Raw genomic sequence first — 17,458 nt, 5'->3', positions numbered from 1 at the left:
ATTTATAGGTGATTTTACATGATGTTAAACAATAAGATTCTTATCGTCACGTTATTTCTATGTTTATCTAACCCCATATTGGCTTATTCAAAATCTCAAGCTAAATGTATTCCAGCAGAAAAGAACTTTGTTGCATGTGAAATATTAGCAGAACATGGAGATAATGAAGCATTATTAATCCTCGGGCATTTCTATGAAATAGGTGCTGGAATTGAAAAAAGTACAGAAAAAGCAGAGGAAATATATCAACATTTAGCAGATAAAAATGATGCAGATGGGATTAATCAGTTAGCAATGCTAAAAGAAGAACAAGGAAAACAAGAAGAAGCCATCTTACTTTACCAAAGAGCAATAGAATTAGGTTCATCTTCCGCTAATTATAATTTAGGTCTATTGTACAAACATAATAAGAACTATTCGAAAGCGAAAGAGATGTTTGAAATAGCAATTAAAAATGATAATTCTAGTAATGCCATGATGAGTTTAGGAGATCTATATCGTCATGGTAACGATGTTGAAAAAAATATGGAATTAGCTGAAAAATGGTATAAAGCATCAATACAATCAGGTAACCATTTCGCCATTACCCGATTAGGAATGCTGTATGGTGAATTAGAAAAATATGATGAAGCGATAAAATGTTATCAGGAAGCAATCAAAAAAGGTGATCCTAGTGCAATGAATTCACTAGGTTTATTGTATCAACATGGTTTTGGATTTAAACGCGATATCAATAAAGCGGTTAAACTCTATCAAGACGCGGCAAATAAAGATGGAATCGGTGGGCTTGTTAATCTTGGACTGATGTATGAAGAAGGGCTTGGTGTACCTAAAAATTATAAGAAAGCGATAGAATTATATACAAGAGCATATCAATTAGGTTACACCGACATTCAATTACGAATCGATTTTTTAAATAAAAATTTTATAAAAAATAATTAAAATTAAGGTGGTACTATAAATTATATATTTGCGTGTTTAATAACAATCAAAATATAGGCAGATTATGAACAAGAGAAAACTTAAAGTGTTTGCAACCGAACTCATGATATTGTGAAGTCCTGTAAATAATTCAGTGTATTTTTCTGTCATAAAATCATTCATTTTTTTTGAACACCATCAACAAATTCCCCCTATTTTGTTCATCGTGCGAACACTTTATGATCATCGTCATTAAGAAATCGCAATAATCTGTATTACCTCCTTCTGTGTCTTGGTTATTGCGGTTTCTTTCCTTAACTCGGAGAACAATCATGACTATCAGACAGATTAATCATATTTATTCAGTGCCAAATTCACACTGGGTAGGTAATGGCTTTCCAGTCAGCACCTTATTTTCCTATCAGGAAAATGGTGAAAAACATAGCCCGTTTCTGCTGATGGATTATGCCGAGCCAACACTGTTTAAACCTGTTACCAATGCCCGTGGTGTAGGAGCGCATCCTCATCGTGGATTTGAAACCGTAACCATCGCTTATCAAGGCGAAGTTTCTCATCACGACTCTAAAGGTCATGCTGGAACCATCGGCGCAGGTGACGTGCAATGGATGACCGCGGCCTCTGGCATTTTGCATAAAGAGTATCACTCTGAAAAAATGACCAAAGAAGGCGGTGTATTGGAAATGGTGCAACTTTGGGTGAATCTGCCGACAGCGTACAAAATGACACAGCCTCGTTATCAGGCGCTGAAAGCAGAGGATATCCCTCATGTTGAATTACCTAATAACCAAGGTTATGTCAGAGTGATTGCGGGTAATTATGCCAATACAAAAGGTGTGGCAATGACCTATTCACCGCTGAATGTGTGGGATCTGCATTTAAATCGTGCAGGAGTTTCACATTACAGTATTCCTGAAGGTCATAATGCAATGCTGTTTGTAGTAAAAGGTGCCGTACATATCAATGACAGTGAAATTGCACGTCAACACGATATGGTGATATTAGATAATCATGGCGATACGCTGATATTAGAATCAATGGGTGACACCCTTGTTTTAATTCTAACAGGTGAGCCGATTAATGAGCCTATCGCAGGGCAAGGACCTTTTGTGATGAATACGCAAGAAGAGTTACAACAAGCTTTTGATGATTATGACAATGGTAAATTTGGTGTCATGAATTAATGACATTACCTTAAAAACAATAACACCAGTCACAAAGCAATAATTTTGTGGCTGGTGCTATATTGCACTGATCAATCAGGTACAAAAGGACAACATTTAGCAAAAATTAATGTAAGCGTGATGACTTATCAGACTCTTCTTCGTCGTCTTCGTCTTCACCTTCTTCATCATCATACTCTGCGTCAGGATCTTCAAAATAAGTCCCCCAACCATCGTAATAGACACCCATTTTTTCAGCTAAATTCATTAATTGCTCAACTTGGGCATCAATAAGTTCAGCATTCAAACCACTTTCACTCACCGCATCAAAACAAACTAGGATCTCACCTGATTCGACTTCGATTTCCTCAGGCTCCGTCACTTCGTAACCTAACTTAAAGACTTCAACCGCAGCTTTTTCTAGTGTTTCAAAATTTTCACAAGAAATATGATGCTCAATGGCATACAGTGCATCAGGATCACTGCCATCTTCCAGTAATTCTTCAATAATAAGACGTGTTTCTTCACGTTGTTCTGCTAACTCTTTGCTGTCCGCCATAATCATGCTCCGCAATAGTCTGAAAAGGTATCTTGTTCATTCTCCCACAGGCAGGATCAACACTCCATACTTAATATGATGCCCTTATCGCATACTGTTTAAATTAAAAGTTTTCCATTAGGGGTTGATGATGAATATTTATTAATATAAATTGAATATAAATTCAATAATAGGATATCACTCTATGAACCCTTTTTATCAAAAATCATTCTTACGTTTGCTTGATTTTTCACCTGCAGAAATTCAGCAACTACTCACATTGTCAGCACAATTGAAAAAAGCCAAAAAATCAGGTCAAGAAACGCAATATCTTACGGGAAAAAATATCGCACTGATTTTTGAAAAAGACTCAACACGTACCCGTTGTGCATTTGAAGTTGCTGCATTTGATCAAGGCGCAAGAGTGACTTATTTAGGGGGAGGAAGCCAGATTGGGCATAAAGAATCGATAAAAGATACCGCTCGAGTATTAGGTCGTATGTATGATGGTATTCAGTATCGAGGTTACGGACAAAAAACGGTAGATGCACTTGCACAATATTCAGGTGTCCCTGTTTGGAATGGTTTAACCAATGAATTTCACCCAACACAACTATTAGCCGATTTGCTCACTATCACTGAACATCAAACTAAACCGTTATCAGAAACCGTGTTTGCTTACCTTGGTGATGCTCGCAATAACATGGGAAATACTATGCTGGAAGCGGCAGCATTAACCGGTATGGATTTACGTTTAGTTGCACCTAAAGCATGTTGGCCTGAAGCAAATTTAGTTGCTCAATGCCAAAATATTGCCAAGAAAAATGGCGGAAATATCACGCTCACTGAAAATGTCGCTGAAGGCGTTAAAAATGCAGATTTTCTTTACACTGACGTGTGGGTTTCTATGGGTGAACCGAAAGAAGTTTGGAAAGAGCGTATCTCTTTACTCAAACCTTATCAGGTCAATATGGATGTAATTAAATTAACAGGTAACCCTGCGGTTAAGTTCCTACACTGTTTACCTGCTTTTCATGATGAAGAAACAACAATGGGTAAAGCATTAGCTGAAGAATTTAACCTATATGGTGGCTTTGAAGTCACTAATGAGGTTTTTGAATCGAAACACAGCATTGTGTTTGATGAAGCAGAAAATCGTCTTCACACCATAAAAGCGGTGATGGTCGCGACCCTTGCAAATCCTTTCTAAAATACATAATCATGCAAAACACCTATTTTTTATTTATCAAAAAATAGGTGTTTTCTCTGCTTTATCTCAAGCTTATTGATTTTTAAATCAAAAAAAATTTTTTAGAAAAAAACAAAAGCAAACGCTTGCGTGCAAATCTAAGATGCGTATAATGCGCCACAATTTGTCAGGAGGAAAGATGAAACAGCGCCTATTCCAATTTGTTACTAAAACAAGCACCTTAACCGGTCGCAAGCGCATTCTCTTTTTTCCAATAGCCCAATTTTTTAAAACCCCTCTTATTGAGGGGTTTTTTTTGGCCTGTAAAAAACCACTTATCGCACAATTCATCGCTAAAGGAGAACTCAAATGACTAATCCGCTCTACCAAAAGCATATTATCTCCATCAATGATCTGGACAGAGAAGATTTGGAGTCTGTTCTTCACGTTGCTAATAAACTAAAACAGCAGCCTAATAACGAATTGTTAAAAGACAAAGTGATTGCGAGCTGCTTTTTTGAAGCCTCAACACGTACTCGCTTATCATTTGAAACGGCGATTCATCGCTTAGGTGCATCTGTTGTTGGTTTTTCTGATGGAAGCAACACTTCACTGGGTAAAAAAGGTGAAACTTTAGCAGATACCATTTCGGTTCTTCGCACTTACGCTGATGCCATTGTTATTCGTCATCCTCAAGAAGGTGCTGCGCGTTTAGCCTCTGAGTTTGCTGGCGATATTCCAGTACTCAATGCAGGAGATGGTGCAAACCAACATCCAACACAGACTTTACTGGATTTGTTTACCATTCAAGAGACTCAAGGTCGTTTAGATAATCTCAATATCGCAATGGTCGGTGACTTAAAATATGGTCGAACAGTGCATTCACTGGCACAAGCCTTAGCAAAATTTAAAGGCAACCATCTTTACTTTATCGCCCCTAAAGTACTCGCAATGCCAGAGCATATTCTTCACTTACTGGATGAAAATGGTGTTGAATATAGCCAGCATGAAACAGTAGATGAAGTAATGCCAGAGCTTGATATTCTTTATATGACCCGTGTACAGAAGGAGCGTTTAGATCCATCTGAATATGCGAACGTTAAAGCTCAATTTATCTTAACCAGTGCAGATCTGGTGAATGTGAAAGATAATCTCAAGATCTTACACCCACTGCCACGTATTGATGAAATCACTACTGATGTAGATAAAACACCTTACGCTTACTATTTCCAACAAGCGGGTAATGGCATCTACGCACGTCAGGCATTACTTGCCTTAGTTCTGAATAAAAACTTAGTTCTTTAATAAGGAGCACACCATGACACATGATCACAAACTAAAAGTTGAAGCTATCAAACGTGGGACTGTTATTGATCATATTCCAGCGCAGGTGGGCTTTAAAATTCTTTCGCTATTTCGTTTAACTGAAACGGATGAAAGAATAACAGTAGGTTTTAATTTACCTTCTGAAAATTTAGGCAAAAAAGACTTAATTAAAATCGAAAATGTCTTTTTAACCCCAGAACAAGCAAACCGTTTAGCAATGTATGCCCCACAAGCAACAGTAAATATTATCGATGATTATCAAGTGATTAATAAGATGGCATTAAGCTTACCTGAATTACTTGAAGATGTAGTGCCTTGTCCTAATAGCAACTGTATTAGCCATAACGAACCAGTACAAAGTAGTTTCCGTGTAAAAAAACTGGCCTCAGATGTTGTATTAACCTGCAAATACTGTGAAAAAGAGTTCGAACGCCACGCGGTTATTCGTTAATTCTGTTAACTATCTGCTCGAAAGGGCAGATAGTTTTTTATTAGTTAACCTGATAAATGACAAACTCTTTCCCACCTATAATAAAATACCCATTCACACTTATTGTAGATATTTTCTCTACTTAGAATCGCCAAAGTCGATCTTTTGTTTTCTCTCGCTTTTTGTCACCATAAAGCCTGGATATATCCGCTAAATCACTTACTTTATTTTTAGTCACTATTTACAGCGAAATGTGGTTAAAACAACGATAACTTACCCAATCTTGTTTTGTTTTATCTACTTATTTATTTGGTTAAGCGGCGCTCAGGCACTTGCAATGATCCCATTGATCATTCTTTGGGGCATGTTGCATACCTCTGGGCTAATTATTTCTCAAACATGGTTAATGAGAGATGCAAAAGCAGCCCCCGAATTTGCAAATAGCCTGTATATCGCCTTCTCAAATCTAGGGATAACCGTGGGTTCTATGGTAGGAGCTTGGGTAATTCAACACTTTGAATTAGAAATGATAATTTGGGTAGGCATACTCTTTTCACTGCTTGCATGGGGAACAATCTGGCTACGAATACGTTTACAATCACCAAACCATGAAATGGTTTATCAACAGTAAATTGTTACTCGTCAAATCCTCCTTCTTTTGCCACCTGAAGCAATGCATCTGCTATATAACGTGTTTTAGGTGGTACTTTTTGCCCTTTATGCCACATCATATTAATCGGAGATTGATACCCTTCTGTTTTGATCAATACTCGTTGTAATTGTCCCTCTTTAAGTTTATCCCCAATCATCCATAACGGAAGTTGAGCAATACCATAGCCATGGATCACCGCATCAAGCATTGCATCACCATCAGCAAGCTCATAGAAAGGTGTTGGAATGTACTGGCGAAAGGTATCTGCCTCTTTTAACATCCAATAGAAAGGTGCATCTTGTCGAAATCCTACAATGCAACGATGCTCTGATAGCGCCTCGATATCTTTAGGCATACCATATTTTTTCAAATAAATAGGTGAAGCACAGAGAGCCAACTTTTGTGTTGTCAATTGCCGTGCAATAACATTGCTACTATCCGGTAAATGCCCAATACGAACGACTAAATCCACACTCTCTTCGTGCATATCAATATAACGCTCACTAAATGAGACGCTCATTTTAAGCAGAGGCTGTTTATCCATCAGTGTCATTAAAACCGGCATAATACATTTACGACCAAAGGCAGAGGGTAAATCCAGACGGATTTTTCCTGTTAATACAGACTGATTTTCTTGAACTTGATTATTCGCTTGTTCAAGAATAGAAAGTGCAATTTGACATTGTTGTAAGTAATACTCACCTTCAGAGGTCAACGTTAAACGCCTTGTTGTCCTTAATAGTAAATTGACACCTAAGTGCTCTTCTAATCGAGTAACACTCTTTCCAACCGCTGATTTAGTTATTCCTAAACGCGACGCAGCTTCAGTAAAATTGCCCGTTTCAGCGGTTGCAACAAAAGCAGTGATACCAGAGAGTGAATTGAATTGAGTCATAGACGCCTATTGCAATTGTTCTAAATCGTATTCAACAATACATTGATAAAGAATACATCGATAAAGAATACATAGATAAAAGCAAATATAATAAACACGATGTTTCTTTATTATAGAATAATTCCCTGCTAGCGGCATAAAGGGGATATTGTTGAAAAATAAAAATTATACACAATCCTATTTTTAGGGAAATTTTTTCTATAAAAAGCCCTTCTCTTCCCGTAAAAACCCGCTTTAAAGCGAAGTAATTGCATGAGTTCATTTTCTTTTTACACTGACAAACTTTATGATAAAGCCTGACATCTGTCATATTGCTAACCTAAAGCACTGGCTATAATAGCGCCACACTAATCGAATGTTAGCGTTAATCTTATAAAAACAGGAGTTCTACATGTCTTACGAAATTAATACCGATAAAGCCCCTGCAGCAATCGGCCCTTATGTACAAGGTGTTGATTTAGGTAACTTAGTGATCACTTCAGGTCAATTACCTGTTGATCCTGCAACGGGTGAATTTGTTTCTGATAATGCCGCAGAGCAAGCTCGTCAATCTTTAGAAAACGTAAAAGCAATCATTGAAAAAGCGGGTTTAACCGTTGCTAATATCATCAAAACCACTGTTTTCGTAAAAGATTTAAATGATTTCGGCACAATTAATGCCGCTTATGAAGCATTCTTTAAAGAGCATAATGCAGCATTCCCAGCTCGCTCATGTGTTGAAGTTGCACGTTTACCAAAAGATGCAAAAGTAGAAATCGAAGTTATCGCTATCCGTTAATTTCGTCTCAATAGTGGATCATAAAAAAGCAAAGGTCTCTTAATGAGCACTTTGCTTTTTTTATGTTCTCACTTTTTGATGAATAATTTATCACTTCTGTTTTTGGCACATATTTACAATTCGGCTAACCCCTCTTGATGCCTGACGTAGCAAAAATACCTTGATGTAGATCAGTTTTAATGAAGATTATTTCCCTTCCAATAACTATATATTGTGCTTTAATACACATCGACATACAACATATAGTAATTATACACATCTTATCCACAATAAGCCTGAATGCTGTGCCATCACCTGTTTTTATGGGATTTGAGCCTGTGGATAAATAGTTAAGGAGCAAGATTGTGAAAACCATAGTGATAAAACGAGACGGATGTAAAGTCTCTTTTGACCAAACCCGCATCAGCGATGCTATCAAAAGAGCCGCCGTAGCTTGTGAGATCACTGATGATGATTATTGCGATTCTATCGCGCAATCCGTTTCACAATCTCTCGCAGGACGTTCGAATGTCGATATCCGTGAGATCCAAGACGCCGTAGAAAATCAGCTGATGGCTGGCGAACATAAAGATGTTGCCAGAGCCTACATTGAATACCGTCATGACCGAGATGTTGCTCGTGAGCAACGTGGAAGACTAACTCAGGAAATCCGAGGTCTTATCGAACAAAGTGATGTCTCTATTCTTCATGAAAATGCGAATAAAGACAGTAAAGTTATCCCTACCCAACGTGATTTACTTGCGGGTATTGTGGCTAAACATTACGCAAAATTGCATATCCTGCCAAGAGATGTGGTACTCGCCCATGAGCGTGGTGAAATTCATTATCATGATCTCGATTATTCCCCGTTTTTCCCTATGTTTAACTGTATGCTAATTGACCTTAAAGGCATGTTAAACAATGGCTTTAAAATGGGAAATGCGGAAATAGAACCCCCTAAATCTATTTCAACAGCAACAGCAGTAACTGCACAAATTATCGCACAAGTGGCAAGCCATATTTATGGCGGTACAACAATAAACCGTATCGATGAAGTATTAGCGCCATTTGTAAAATCAAGTTATGACAAACACTATAAAGTGGCAGAAGAATGGCAGATCGCTGACAAAGAAGCCTATGCCACTGCACGCACTGAAAAAGAGTGTTACGACGCATTCCAATCTTTAGAGTATGAAGTCAATACGCTGCATACGGCTAATGGACAAACCCCATTTGTCACTTTTGGCTTTGGTCTTGGTACATCAAAAGAAGCGCGTTTAATTCAACGCTCTATTCTTGAAAACCGTATGGCAGGTTTAGGAAAAAACCGTAAAACGGCTGTTTTCCCTAAACTCGTTTTTGCCATTAAAGATGGCTTAAACCATAAGTTTGGTGATCCTAATTACGATATCAAGCAACTTGCTCTTGAATGTGCAAGTAAACGCATGTATCCCGATATCTTAAATTACGATCAAGTTGTGAAAGTGACGGGATCATTTAAAACTCCAATGGGTTGCCGTAGTTTCTTAGGTGTTTACGAAGAAAATGGCGAAATGATCCACGAGGGTCGTAATAACTTAGGCGTTATCAGCCTGAATCTACCGCGTATTGCTATTGAAGCTCAAGGTGATGAAGCGACATTCTGGTCACTACTTGATGACCGCCTTGAATTAGCGAAAAAAGCACTGATGACACGTATTGCTCGTTTAGAAAACGTCAAAGCGCGTGTTGCCCCTATCCTTTATATGGAAGGTGCTTGCGGTGTTCGCTTGAAAGCAGATGATAATGTGGCTGAAATCTTTAAAAATGGCAGAGCCTCAATTTCTCTTGGTTATATTGGTGTTCATGAAACCATTAATGCACTGTTTGGTACTCAAACACACGTTTTTGACGATGAAACCTTAAGAGAAAAAGCAGTGGCGATTATTAATCGTCTACGTGAAGCCACTGACCAATGGAAAGCTGAAACAGGTTATGGCTTTAGCCTTTACAGCACCCCAAGTGAAAACTTATGTGACCGTTTCTGTCGTTTAGATGCTGCTGAATTTGGTATCTTACCGGGTGTAACGGATAAAGGTTATTACACTAATAGCTTCCACTTAGATGTTGAGAAAAAAGTCAATCCATACGACAAATTGGATTTTGAAGCACCTTATCCCCCATTAGCAAATGGCGGTTTTATTTGCTACGGCGAATATCCAAACTTACAGCATAACCTTAAAGCGTTAGAGGATGTATGGGACTATAGCTATACCCGTGTTCCTTACTACGGCACAAATACCCCAATTGATGAATGTTACGATTGTGGCTATACCGGTGAATTCTCTTGTACTAGTAAAGGGTTTACTTGCCCACGTTGCGGTAATCACAACCCTGCTAGAGTCTCTGTTATTCGTCGTGTATGTGGATATTTAGGTAGCCCTGATTCACGACCATTTAATGCGGGTAAACAGGAAGAAGTTAAACGTCGAGTTAAACATCTGGCAAATGGTCAGTTAGGTTAAGAGTGTGAATTACCATCAATATTACCCTGTTGATGTGGTAAATGGTCCTGGTACACGTTGCACCCTGTTTGTTTCAGGGTGCATACACCAATGCCGCGGCTGTTATAACAAATCAACGTGGTCATTAACATCGGGCAAGCCGTTTACACAAGAAGTGGAAGATCAGATCATTGCGGATCTCCAAGACGACCGTATTAAACGACAAGGATTATCACTTTCAGGTGGCGACCCGCTACACCCTCAAAATCTTTCTGCTATATTAAAATTGGTAAAACGCGTTAAAACGGAATGCCCTGAGAAAGATATTTGGGTTTGGACTGGCTACTTACTGGCTGACTTAACCCCAGAGCAGCAAGAAGTCGTTAACTTTATTAACGTACTGATTGATGGGAAGTTCGTACAAGAACTTTATGATCCCGCATTACTGTGGCGTGGTAGTAGTAATCAGGTGATCCATAAATTGAAGTAATACACATTGAATTAACTGGAGGATGTATGCCTTTAAGTGATAATAAATATGTAAGCTTTTCTGAAGATCATGAACTGAACTACCATTTAAAAAAATGGGGTAAAAAGCAGTCTAAAGCGAATCGAGAACAACTCGTGAAGCTAGGCACTGAATTGAAAAAGAAACTCGGTGCGAAACATCTCCTGCATACTGAAATAGATGCTGAGATAGAAAAAAATCTTTCATCATTTGAATGATCCTTAAAAGCCCATTTATATAATGGGCTTTTTTCTTACCATTCTTACTTAATCACCTCCGTTATCAAATGCGAATCATTTTCAAAAAAGATGGTCAAAGTAATTAGTTTTGTTTTATTATTAACGCTCTTGACTATTCTTTTTATGATGATATTTGATATGAAATTAGCACTTTTCCCTTTGTTTTCAATAATTTTACTTTCGGGTTGCAGCAGTACTTGGGAACCCAAAGGTGCATCAGATTACACATTGCAAGAAGCAAAGCTAATTTGCGATCTCGATGCCAATACTCGCTATCCTATCCGCAAAGAAGTGCTACAACGTACTGTTTATCGTGATGTGCAAAAGACGTGTCGTAAAGATGATAAAGACCATTGTGGTGATAAAAAAACCTACACTGAACGCGTACCAATGACAGAAAGCTATGTTGAAGACATTAATCAAGAAGACAGAAGAACCTTCTATACTTCATGTATGTCTTTAAAAGGGTGGGAACAGAAGAATCATTATTTTTGGGAATAAAAGGAATTTAAGAAAAAATAATCAGCTTAATCACGCTGCCAATACAGCTTAGTCCCAAAACCTAACTGATTATTGACCATTTTAATTTCTTGTAATTGTAATTCCCATAAAGGTACATGGATGGCGGCTAATGCGACAGGAAAGCGTAAACAATAATGTTTTCTTGCGTTGATGTCGTCCTGACCTGCCAGTAAAGCAACAGAGCCAGTGAATTGAATACCTTGTAGATCAGATACTGCAATTTCTTGCGTACTAATACCCCCTGCAACTAATGAATTTTCCTGCATCATTTGAGCATGACGCGTTTTCTTTTCAGAAAGAAAAACAAGTCTCATCTGGCTTTCATCGAACCAATAAAAACAATTTGCACACCAAATATCACCTAATGAACGAGTTGTACATAAGGTAAACACATGGTTGCTTCGAATATATTGTTTAATTATTTTGATCGAATCTAAAGAAGACATAATAAACCTGTATAGATACAAAAAGAGACGCTGTTTAGTTGATAATTATATCATCAAAACGAGCGTCTTACCGCGTGTCTCTTATTACAGGTTATTTATCGAGAATAATTAAAATTAACGATAAATTTCAGCATTTACAGTGAGGTAATTATCACCTGTTGCGCCTACAACTTTAAAACTTTTTGCACCTTCATCTTTTGCGATTTGGGCAATCTTAGTAGTTAAACCATCTAAAGTATCGTTACCTGTGATTGTGATATACTCACCATTCACTGACGGGCTTTTTGATACGCTATCAGATGCGATTGAACCGAATGAAATAGCACTTAAAGCTAATGTAGCAGCGATTAATGTAGATTTTTTCATAATATGCTCCAAATAAATTCTAATTTTGTTAGTTATCGCGGAGTGTCTCTCTGTGATGTGGATCATATTATGCGCTTTAGTTTAATTTTAAAATTAGCAATAATTGCTGTTCATTTTCAAAAAAATTGAATGTTATTTTTTAAATAACAAAACTTATTGTCACAAATATTTCACAACATATTGATATATCTAATAGATTTTATTTTGATAACGCGATAAATTACTCACTTAAAAAATTAAGAAATATTATTTATCAAAAGAGAAAGTAGCACGAAAAGGAAAAAATGATGGCTGATACAGTGTGGTCACTCTATATTGTCAGAAATCGTCTTGGCTATCTTTATACCGGAATAACGACAAATGTTGAGCGACGCTTTACTCAGCACCAGAATGGAACTGGTGCTAAAGCCCTCAAAGGAAAAGGACCTTTGTTATTAGAGTTTCATTGCCAAATAGGCTCTCGACAACGTGCTTCTCAACTTGAATACCAATTAAAACAATTGAAGAAAACACAAAAAGAAAAGCTGATCAAAGACCAGCCTTCAGACATTGTGTTATATTTAACGCGATAAGCGACCTGCTCGACTAAACCTCATCAAATAATGGCGAAAAATTCACTAAACCATGAATATTTTCAACATTACCATTATCGAGAGCATAGAACTGAAATGCCTCTTCTGTGTCAGGCCATTTGCAATGTAACCCTTGTGATTTTGCAGTAATAAAGCCTGACTTTTGATAGTACTCTGGCTCACCTAACACCACCACAGCGCCATAACCAAATTCATTTAGGCTATCTAATCCTTCATTAATCAGTTGGCGTCCAATACCTTGGCGCTGGAAATCAGGTGCAACAGCAAGAGGTGCAAGCCCTACCCACTGGCAATCTACACCATCAACATCAACCGGAGTAAAGCCAATGTAACCCATAACATGGCCTTCATCATCTACTGCGACCATACCTAATGTCAGCAGTCCCTCTTCTCGTAAATGTCCCACTAAATCAGCTTCTGCACCTGTAGGAAACGCTTGACGTAAAAGGTTATCAATAGCTGGAATATCAACGGGAATTTCAACACGTATTAGCATGAAGTTGAGCTCAGTTCATGGCTGTGTAGAGTGTCTTCGGTTTCTTCTTGAAGCCCACTTTTTACAAACTCAGCCAGTTGTAATAAACCAAAACGCAACACAGATGGCATTGAGTCTAATTCAATTGCGTCCATCAGGTTCTTAACATATAACCCGAGTTCTGTATCACCCTCAATTTGTAGACGACGTTGGAAAAATAAGGTGTCAGGATCTTCTTTGCGCGCAGCAATTAAAATAAGATCATTTGCATTTCCACTAAAGCTGACATCTTCTTTTTCTAAGCGACTAACCACTAATTTATCATCACGAACACTGATAAACCACTGTAAATGTAAGTCTCTTATCTCAACTTTTAGCCATTTATTCTCTAGAAAGTGCAAATCGCCTTCCGCTAAAGATTCACGAAATTGCCAGCTTAAAAACTGTTCTAAAATATCGCGTTGCAGAGCAAATGGGGTGACTTGTAAGGGATAACGTAAAAAACGAGGCCCCTCTTTAACCAAGTGGGTACGAATTTTATTAAACACGTTCGGACTCCTATAAATAAAATTAGGGGCTATTGTGCCAGAGATGAACAGATATTCTGCGATCCTATATCAATATTCCGTTAATCCGTTGCTCACATTTTGTGTTCTCTGATTTTACTTAAGCAAAAAACAAAGTTCTCTGCCCTAAATCAAAACCTTTTTTTATCTTGCTTATTACAATTTCTGATCATTCTTAATTTCTAAAGGGAAGTGAAGATGGAATTGCTGTGCCCTGCGGGTAATTTACCTGCCTTAAAAGCGGCCATAGATAATGGTGCGGATGCCGTTTATATCGGCTTAAAAGATGATACTAATGCAAGACATTTTGCTGGTTTAAATTTCACAGAAAAGAAGTTACAAGAGGCGGTTAATTATGTTCATCGCCACCAGCGAAAATTGCATATTGCAATAAACACCTTTGCTCACCCTGATGGATTTGAACGCTGGCAAAAAGCCGTTGATATGGCGGCATCTTTAGGCGCTGATGCTCTTATCTTAGCGGATATCGCCATGTTAGAGTACGCTGCAGAGCGTTATCCTCATATTGAACGTCATGTTTCAGTACAAGCCTCAACAACCAATACACAAGCGATTGAGTTTTATCAACGTAACTTTGATGTGGCTCGTATTGTTCTTCCTCGTGTTCTATCTATTCATCAAGTTAAACAGTTAGCACAAAATAGCCCTGTACCTTTAGAAGTTTTTGCCTTTGGCAGTTTATGTATTATGGCTGAAGGTAGATGCTATCTCTCTTCCTATTTAACAGGTGAATCGCCAAATACGGTAGGTGCTTGCTCTCCTGCGCGTTTTGTACGTTGGCAACAAACACCGCAAGGAATGGAATCTCGCCTTAATGATGTTTTGATAGACCGCTATTCACCTGATGAAAATGCGGGCTACCCAACACTGTGTAAAGGTCGCTATTTTGTTGATGAAAATTGTTATCACGCATTAGAAGAGCCGACCAGCCTCAATACTCTTTCACTCTTACCTGAATTAATGGCGATGAATATTGCGTCAGTTAAAATTGAAGGTCGTCAACGTAGCCCTGCCTATGTGACAGAAGTGGCGAGAGTTTGGCGTGCAGCCATTGATCAATGCAAAAAAGATCCTCAAGGTTTTAGCACTAATCCACGTTGGATGAACGCGCTAGGAAAGATTTCAGAAGGAACACAAACAACATTGGGTGCTTATCACCGTAAATGGCAATAATAAGGATACGAAAATGAAATATGCATTAGGATCTGTACTTTATTATTGGCAAAAAGAGACACTTGAAGCGTTCTACGAAAAAGCAAAACAGTGCGACGCTGATATTATTTATTTAGGCGAAACAGTGTGCAGCAAACGCAGAGAAACCAAGCCTCAAGATTGGATAAACCTCGCCAAAGAAGTCGCTAAAAGTGGCAAACAAGTGGTTCTTTCTACCTTAGCGTTATTACAAGCCCCTTCTGAATTGAAAGAAATTACTAAGCTGGTTGATAATGGCGAGTTTTTAGTTGAAGCCCATGATTTTGGCGTAATTAATATGCTTTACGAGCGCAATCTTCCTTTTGTCGCAGGTCACGGGCTTAACTGCTACAACGCTTATGCACTACGTTTGTTACATAAGCAAGGCATGATGCGTTGGTGTATGCCTGTGGAGCTTTCTCGCGAGTGGTTAAATAATCTTTTAAATCAATGTGAAACATTAGGCATTCGCAATAAGTTTGAAGTTGAAGTATTGGCTTATGGGCATCTTCCTTTAGCTTATTCCGCACGCTGTTTTACTGCGCGTTCTGAAAATCGTTCTAAAGATGATTGTGAAACCTGTTGCCAAAAATACCCACAAGGTCGTGAAGTGCTCTCACAAGAAAATCAGCAAGTATTTGTTCTTAATGGTATTCAAACACAAAGTGGCTATTGTTATAACTTGGGTAACGATCAAACATCAATGGCAGGTTTAGTGGATATTATTCGCCTTTCACCTGAATCTGACGCTATTTTTGATACCTTGCAACAATTTCGCCAAAATGAGCAAGGTCAACACCCCATTACAACCATTCATCATCATGACTGTAACGGTTATTGGCGTAAATTGGCAGGATTGGAATTGGTGGAGTAAGGATTTGATGATAAATCCACTTCATGGTTATTTGTGAAGTGGATTCAAGAAATTTAACTCTTTTATTACAGGTTACACTATTGAAGTTAGTTTAGAGTTCACCTATTCTAAATCGGAGATATTTTGTACGATTAATGAATAAGTTACTCTATTGTCAATAAAATCAATAATTCAAGGAGGCTATATGAAAACAGAACATACTCGTTCTATACAAACTATTAGCCATTCTACTGAAATTATTAATACATTCGTTGATGATGTGACTAAGATCCATTTTTCAATCCATCGCCTTATAGTAAGACAAAACTCTCATAAACAACTATTTATTGTCATTATCAAAAATGATCATAAAAGTAATAATTTTTATATTGTTCCATTTACCGAATTATCTTACCGAAAAGAAAAAATAAATATTATTGTTGATCCTTATACGCAGTATCCTGAATTAAATAAAAATATTATTCATCTTATTAGAAAGATTAAATCCTCTATTTTCTATTACATGTCTAAATATCATAATTTATCAATTCATTAGTATAGTGAGAATGTAATGTCTCCAAACTTTACCAGTAGTTATATCAAAGATCTCAGTAAGAAACCTGAATGTATAAAAGAAGAAATCACTGAAGTCTTTTTTTATCTAACAAATGAAGGCGATTTATTAAAAATCACTGAATTTACTTTAATAGGTAGCGAGTATCATTACTATTCTGATATTGTCTTAATGGGTTGTAGCACACAAGACTTCTATTCTAATTATTCATTATATTTACGAGAATTAGGTCATTTTGACTCACAAATAATTAATACATTACTTGCATTAGAAATGCATGAAGAACAAGACGATTGCCTTATAGGACGCATTGTTTATAACGATTTTACTTTTATTGATAATTTAATTATAAAAAATGGAAAACAAATTAAAGGAATAACTATCCTTGAAGATTATAGATCAATAGGTATTGCTCGACATATTTATAAACGACTATTAATAAAATATGAATATCTTATCTGTGATAATTTGCAAACATTAGGAGGCGGATCATTATGGGTTTCAGGAATGACTAAAATTGGTGAAGTAAAGATATATGATACACTTAACAAAACATTTATAGATCAATTAAATCATTATGGATGTGGTGTAAGCGGTATTATTCCTTGGAGTTACCACGGTCTTTCATTAATAGATATTTCAAAATGGGAACCGAGAAAATTATCAATGGACTGTTGCCACCACATAGTAAATATTATTAGTAAAGATAAGATCTACAAGATTGATAAATAA

The 17,458-nt window shown here is 37.3% G+C and carries 23 protein-coding genes; 17 read left to right on the top strand and 6 right to left on the bottom strand.

Annotated elements, in window-relative coordinates:
- Nucleotides 1-18 precede the first annotated feature (18 nt).
- Together QQS39_RS01875 and QQS39_RS01870 are read left to right on the top strand one after the other, a co-directional pair.
- Nucleotides 19-942 carry a tetratricopeptide repeat protein gene (locus QQS39_RS01875; RefSeq protein WP_285805280.1) on the top strand — a complete coding sequence of 308 codons (924 nt, stop codon included), beginning with the start codon at nucleotides 19-21 and terminating at the stop codon, nucleotides 940-942.
- 311 nt (nucleotides 943-1,253) lie between these two features.
- On the top strand, nucleotides 1,254-2,123 hold the full coding sequence (locus QQS39_RS01870) for a pirin family protein (RefSeq protein ID WP_285805279.1): 870 nt from the start codon (nucleotides 1,254-1,256) through the stop codon (nucleotides 2,121-2,123).
- Between the two features lie 106 nt (nucleotides 2,124-2,229).
- Here QQS39_RS01870 and rraB read toward each other — a convergent pair whose 3' ends face one another.
- Nucleotides 2,230-2,661 carry a ribonuclease E inhibitor RraB gene (gene rraB / locus QQS39_RS01865; protein ID WP_151434047.1) on the bottom strand — a complete coding sequence of 144 codons (432 nt, stop codon included), beginning with the start codon at nucleotides 2,659-2,661 and terminating at the stop codon, nucleotides 2,230-2,232.
- A 184-nt stretch (nucleotides 2,662-2,845) separates the two neighbouring features.
- Here rraB and argF point away from each other — a divergent pair, with 184 nt between their 5' ends.
- The 5 genes from argF to QQS39_RS01840 all read left to right on the top strand — a co-directional run bounded on the left by argF (nucleotide 2,846) and on the right by QQS39_RS01840 (nucleotide 6,216).
- Entirely contained in the window at nucleotides 2,846-3,850 is a 1,005-nt protein-coding gene (gene argF / locus QQS39_RS01860; protein WP_151434046.1) for an ornithine carbamoyltransferase, read from the top strand.
- 178 nt (nucleotides 3,851-4,028) lie between these two features.
- Complete coding sequence (locus QQS39_RS01855; protein ID WP_162558370.1) at nucleotides 4,029-4,202, top strand: hypothetical protein; 174 nt, start codon at nucleotides 4,029-4,031, stop codon at nucleotides 4,200-4,202.
- Nucleotides 4,199-5,134 (top strand): aspartate carbamoyltransferase, encoded by a 936-nt coding sequence (pyrB, locus tag QQS39_RS01850; RefSeq protein ID WP_151434045.1) that lies wholly within the window; start codon nucleotides 4,199-4,201, stop codon nucleotides 5,132-5,134. The genes QQS39_RS01855 and pyrB overlap by 4 nt, the downstream gene beginning before the upstream one ends.
- 13 nt (nucleotides 5,135-5,147) lie before the next feature.
- Nucleotides 5,148-5,606: an aspartate carbamoyltransferase regulatory subunit gene (gene pyrI / locus QQS39_RS01845; protein ID WP_109372664.1), complete on the top strand. Its 459-nt coding sequence runs from the start codon at nucleotides 5,148-5,150 to the stop codon at nucleotides 5,604-5,606.
- Nucleotides 5,607-5,922: 316 nt separating this feature from the next.
- On the top strand, nucleotides 5,923-6,216 hold the full coding sequence (locus QQS39_RS01840) for an MFS transporter (protein WP_285805278.1): 294 nt from the start codon (nucleotides 5,923-5,925) through the stop codon (nucleotides 6,214-6,216).
- Between the two features lie 4 nt (nucleotides 6,217-6,220).
- Here the strand turns inward: QQS39_RS01840 and QQS39_RS01835 are convergent, their stop codons facing one another.
- Complete coding sequence (locus tag QQS39_RS01835; RefSeq protein ID WP_285805277.1) at nucleotides 6,221-7,132, bottom strand: LysR substrate-binding domain-containing protein; 912 nt, start codon at nucleotides 7,130-7,132, stop codon at nucleotides 6,221-6,223.
- 391 nt (nucleotides 7,133-7,523) lie between these two features.
- Here QQS39_RS01835 and QQS39_RS01830 point away from each other — a divergent pair, with 391 nt between their 5' ends.
- The 5 genes from QQS39_RS01830 (at nucleotide 7,524) to QQS39_RS01810 (ending at nucleotide 11,620) form a co-directional block, all read left to right on the top strand.
- Nucleotides 7,524-7,910, top strand: coding sequence for a RidA family protein (locus QQS39_RS01830; RefSeq protein WP_006535650.1), 387 nt, complete (start codon nucleotides 7,524-7,526; stop codon nucleotides 7,908-7,910).
- A gap of 344 nt (nucleotides 7,911-8,254) precedes the next feature.
- A complete protein-coding gene (nrdD, locus tag QQS39_RS01825) occupies nucleotides 8,255-10,393 on the top strand; it encodes an anaerobic ribonucleoside-triphosphate reductase (protein WP_151434043.1) in 2,139 nt (712 codons plus the stop codon).
- A gap of 4 nt (nucleotides 10,394-10,397) precedes the next feature.
- Complete coding sequence (gene nrdG / locus QQS39_RS01820) at nucleotides 10,398-10,862, top strand: anaerobic ribonucleoside-triphosphate reductase-activating protein (protein ID WP_098941341.1); 465 nt, start codon at nucleotides 10,398-10,400, stop codon at nucleotides 10,860-10,862.
- A 26-nt stretch (nucleotides 10,863-10,888) separates the two neighbouring features.
- Nucleotides 10,889-11,098 carry a hypothetical protein gene (locus QQS39_RS01815; protein ID WP_151434042.1) on the top strand — a complete coding sequence of 70 codons (210 nt, stop codon included), beginning with the start codon at nucleotides 10,889-10,891 and terminating at the stop codon, nucleotides 11,096-11,098.
- A 159-nt stretch (nucleotides 11,099-11,257) separates the two neighbouring features.
- Nucleotides 11,258-11,620, top strand: coding sequence for a hypothetical protein (locus QQS39_RS01810; protein WP_265576136.1), 363 nt, complete (start codon nucleotides 11,258-11,260; stop codon nucleotides 11,618-11,620).
- 26 nt (nucleotides 11,621-11,646) lie between these two features.
- Here the strand turns inward: QQS39_RS01810 and QQS39_RS01805 are convergent, their stop codons facing one another.
- Complete coding sequence (locus QQS39_RS01805) at nucleotides 11,647-12,087, bottom strand: YhbP family protein (RefSeq protein ID WP_285805276.1); 441 nt, start codon at nucleotides 12,085-12,087, stop codon at nucleotides 11,647-11,649.
- Between the two features lie 114 nt (nucleotides 12,088-12,201).
- Entirely contained in the window at nucleotides 12,202-12,453 is a 252-nt protein-coding gene (locus tag QQS39_RS01800) for a YdgH/BhsA/McbA-like domain containing protein (RefSeq protein ID WP_285805275.1), read from the bottom strand.
- Between the two features lie 287 nt (nucleotides 12,454-12,740).
- Here QQS39_RS01800 and QQS39_RS01795 point away from each other — a divergent pair, with 287 nt between their 5' ends.
- The gene (locus QQS39_RS01795) at nucleotides 12,741-13,025 is read left to right on the top strand and encodes a GIY-YIG nuclease family protein (RefSeq protein ID WP_151434038.1); all 285 of its coding nucleotides are present in this window, start codon (nucleotides 12,741-12,743) and stop codon (nucleotides 13,023-13,025) included.
- 13 nt (nucleotides 13,026-13,038) lie between these two features.
- On the opposite strand, the gene QQS39_RS01790 is transcribed toward QQS39_RS01795, so the two are convergent.
- Together QQS39_RS01790 and ubiT are read right to left on the bottom strand one after the other, a co-directional pair.
- Entirely contained in the window at nucleotides 13,039-13,542 is a 504-nt protein-coding gene (locus QQS39_RS01790) for a GNAT family N-acetyltransferase (protein WP_285805274.1), read from the bottom strand.
- Complete coding sequence (ubiT, locus tag QQS39_RS01785) at nucleotides 13,536-14,069, bottom strand: ubiquinone anaerobic biosynthesis accessory factor UbiT (protein ID WP_151434037.1); 534 nt, start codon at nucleotides 14,067-14,069, stop codon at nucleotides 13,536-13,538. Before ubiT ends, QQS39_RS01790 begins: the two co-directional genes overlap by 7 nt.
- 216 nt (nucleotides 14,070-14,285) lie before the next feature.
- On the opposite strand from ubiT, the gene ubiU reads away from it, so the two are divergent.
- The 4 genes from ubiU to QQS39_RS01765 all read left to right on the top strand — a co-directional run bounded on the left by ubiU (nucleotide 14,286) and on the right by QQS39_RS01765 (nucleotide 17,458).
- Nucleotides 14,286-15,281 (top strand): ubiquinone anaerobic biosynthesis protein UbiU, encoded by a 996-nt coding sequence (ubiU, locus tag QQS39_RS01780; RefSeq protein ID WP_285805273.1) that lies wholly within the window; start codon nucleotides 14,286-14,288, stop codon nucleotides 15,279-15,281.
- A 13-nt stretch (nucleotides 15,282-15,294) separates the two neighbouring features.
- Nucleotides 15,295-16,173 (top strand): U32 family peptidase, encoded by an 879-nt coding sequence (locus tag QQS39_RS01775; protein ID WP_285805272.1) that lies wholly within the window; start codon nucleotides 15,295-15,297, stop codon nucleotides 16,171-16,173.
- A gap of 184 nt (nucleotides 16,174-16,357) precedes the next feature.
- Nucleotides 16,358-16,708 carry a hypothetical protein gene (locus QQS39_RS01770; protein ID WP_285805271.1) on the top strand — a complete coding sequence of 117 codons (351 nt, stop codon included), beginning with the start codon at nucleotides 16,358-16,360 and terminating at the stop codon, nucleotides 16,706-16,708.
- 15 nt (nucleotides 16,709-16,723) lie between these two features.
- Nucleotides 16,724-17,458, top strand: coding sequence for a hypothetical protein (locus QQS39_RS01765; protein ID WP_285805270.1), 735 nt, complete (start codon nucleotides 16,724-16,726; stop codon nucleotides 17,456-17,458).

The sequence above is a fragment of the Proteus appendicitidis genome (genome assembly GCF_030271835.1).
Classification (GTDB): domain Bacteria; phylum Pseudomonadota; class Gammaproteobacteria; order Enterobacterales; family Enterobacteriaceae; genus Proteus; species Proteus appendicitidis.
Note: the sequence above shows the minus strand (reverse complement) of the source record. Positions and strands in the feature narration are given on the sequence as shown.

Coding starts and splice junctions, on each gene's coding strand:
- QQS39_RS01875 (WP_285805280.1), top strand. CDS start 19: ATGATGTTAAACAATAAGATTCTTATCGTCACGTTATTTCTATGTTTA.
- QQS39_RS01870 (WP_285805279.1), top strand. CDS start 1,254: ATGACTATCAGACAGATTAATCATATTTATTCAGTGCCAAATTCACAC.
- rraB (WP_151434047.1), bottom strand. CDS start 2,661: ATGGCGGACAGCAAAGAGTTAGCAGAACAACGTGAAGAAACACGTCTT.
- argF (WP_151434046.1), top strand. CDS start 2,846: ATGAACCCTTTTTATCAAAAATCATTCTTACGTTTGCTTGATTTTTCA.
- QQS39_RS01855 (WP_162558370.1), top strand. CDS start 4,029: ATGAAACAGCGCCTATTCCAATTTGTTACTAAAACAAGCACCTTAACC.
- pyrB (WP_151434045.1), top strand. CDS start 4,199: ATGACTAATCCGCTCTACCAAAAGCATATTATCTCCATCAATGATCTG.
- pyrI (WP_109372664.1), top strand. CDS start 5,148: ATGACACATGATCACAAACTAAAAGTTGAAGCTATCAAACGTGGGACT.
- QQS39_RS01840 (WP_285805278.1), top strand. CDS start 5,923: ATGATCCCATTGATCATTCTTTGGGGCATGTTGCATACCTCTGGGCTA.
- QQS39_RS01835 (WP_285805277.1), bottom strand. CDS start 7,132: ATGACTCAATTCAATTCACTCTCTGGTATCACTGCTTTTGTTGCAACC.
- QQS39_RS01830 (WP_006535650.1), top strand. CDS start 7,524: ATGTCTTACGAAATTAATACCGATAAAGCCCCTGCAGCAATCGGCCCT.
- QQS39_RS01815 (WP_151434042.1), top strand. CDS start 10,889: ATGCCTTTAAGTGATAATAAATATGTAAGCTTTTCTGAAGATCATGAA.
- QQS39_RS01810 (WP_265576136.1), top strand. CDS start 11,258: ATGAAATTAGCACTTTTCCCTTTGTTTTCAATAATTTTACTTTCGGGT.
- QQS39_RS01805 (WP_285805276.1), bottom strand. CDS start 12,087: ATGTCTTCTTTAGATTCGATCAAAATAATTAAACAATATATTCGAAGC.
- QQS39_RS01800 (WP_285805275.1), bottom strand. CDS start 12,453: ATGAAAAAATCTACATTAATCGCTGCTACATTAGCTTTAAGTGCTATT.
- QQS39_RS01795 (WP_151434038.1), top strand. CDS start 12,741: ATGGCTGATACAGTGTGGTCACTCTATATTGTCAGAAATCGTCTTGGC.
- QQS39_RS01790 (WP_285805274.1), bottom strand. CDS start 13,542: ATGCTAATACGTGTTGAAATTCCCGTTGATATTCCAGCTATTGATAAC.
- ubiU (WP_285805273.1), top strand. CDS start 14,286: ATGGAATTGCTGTGCCCTGCGGGTAATTTACCTGCCTTAAAAGCGGCC.
- QQS39_RS01775 (WP_285805272.1), top strand. CDS start 15,295: ATGAAATATGCATTAGGATCTGTACTTTATTATTGGCAAAAAGAGACA.
- QQS39_RS01770 (WP_285805271.1), top strand. CDS start 16,358: ATGAAAACAGAACATACTCGTTCTATACAAACTATTAGCCATTCTACT.
- QQS39_RS01765 (WP_285805270.1), top strand. CDS start 16,724: ATGTCTCCAAACTTTACCAGTAGTTATATCAAAGATCTCAGTAAGAAA.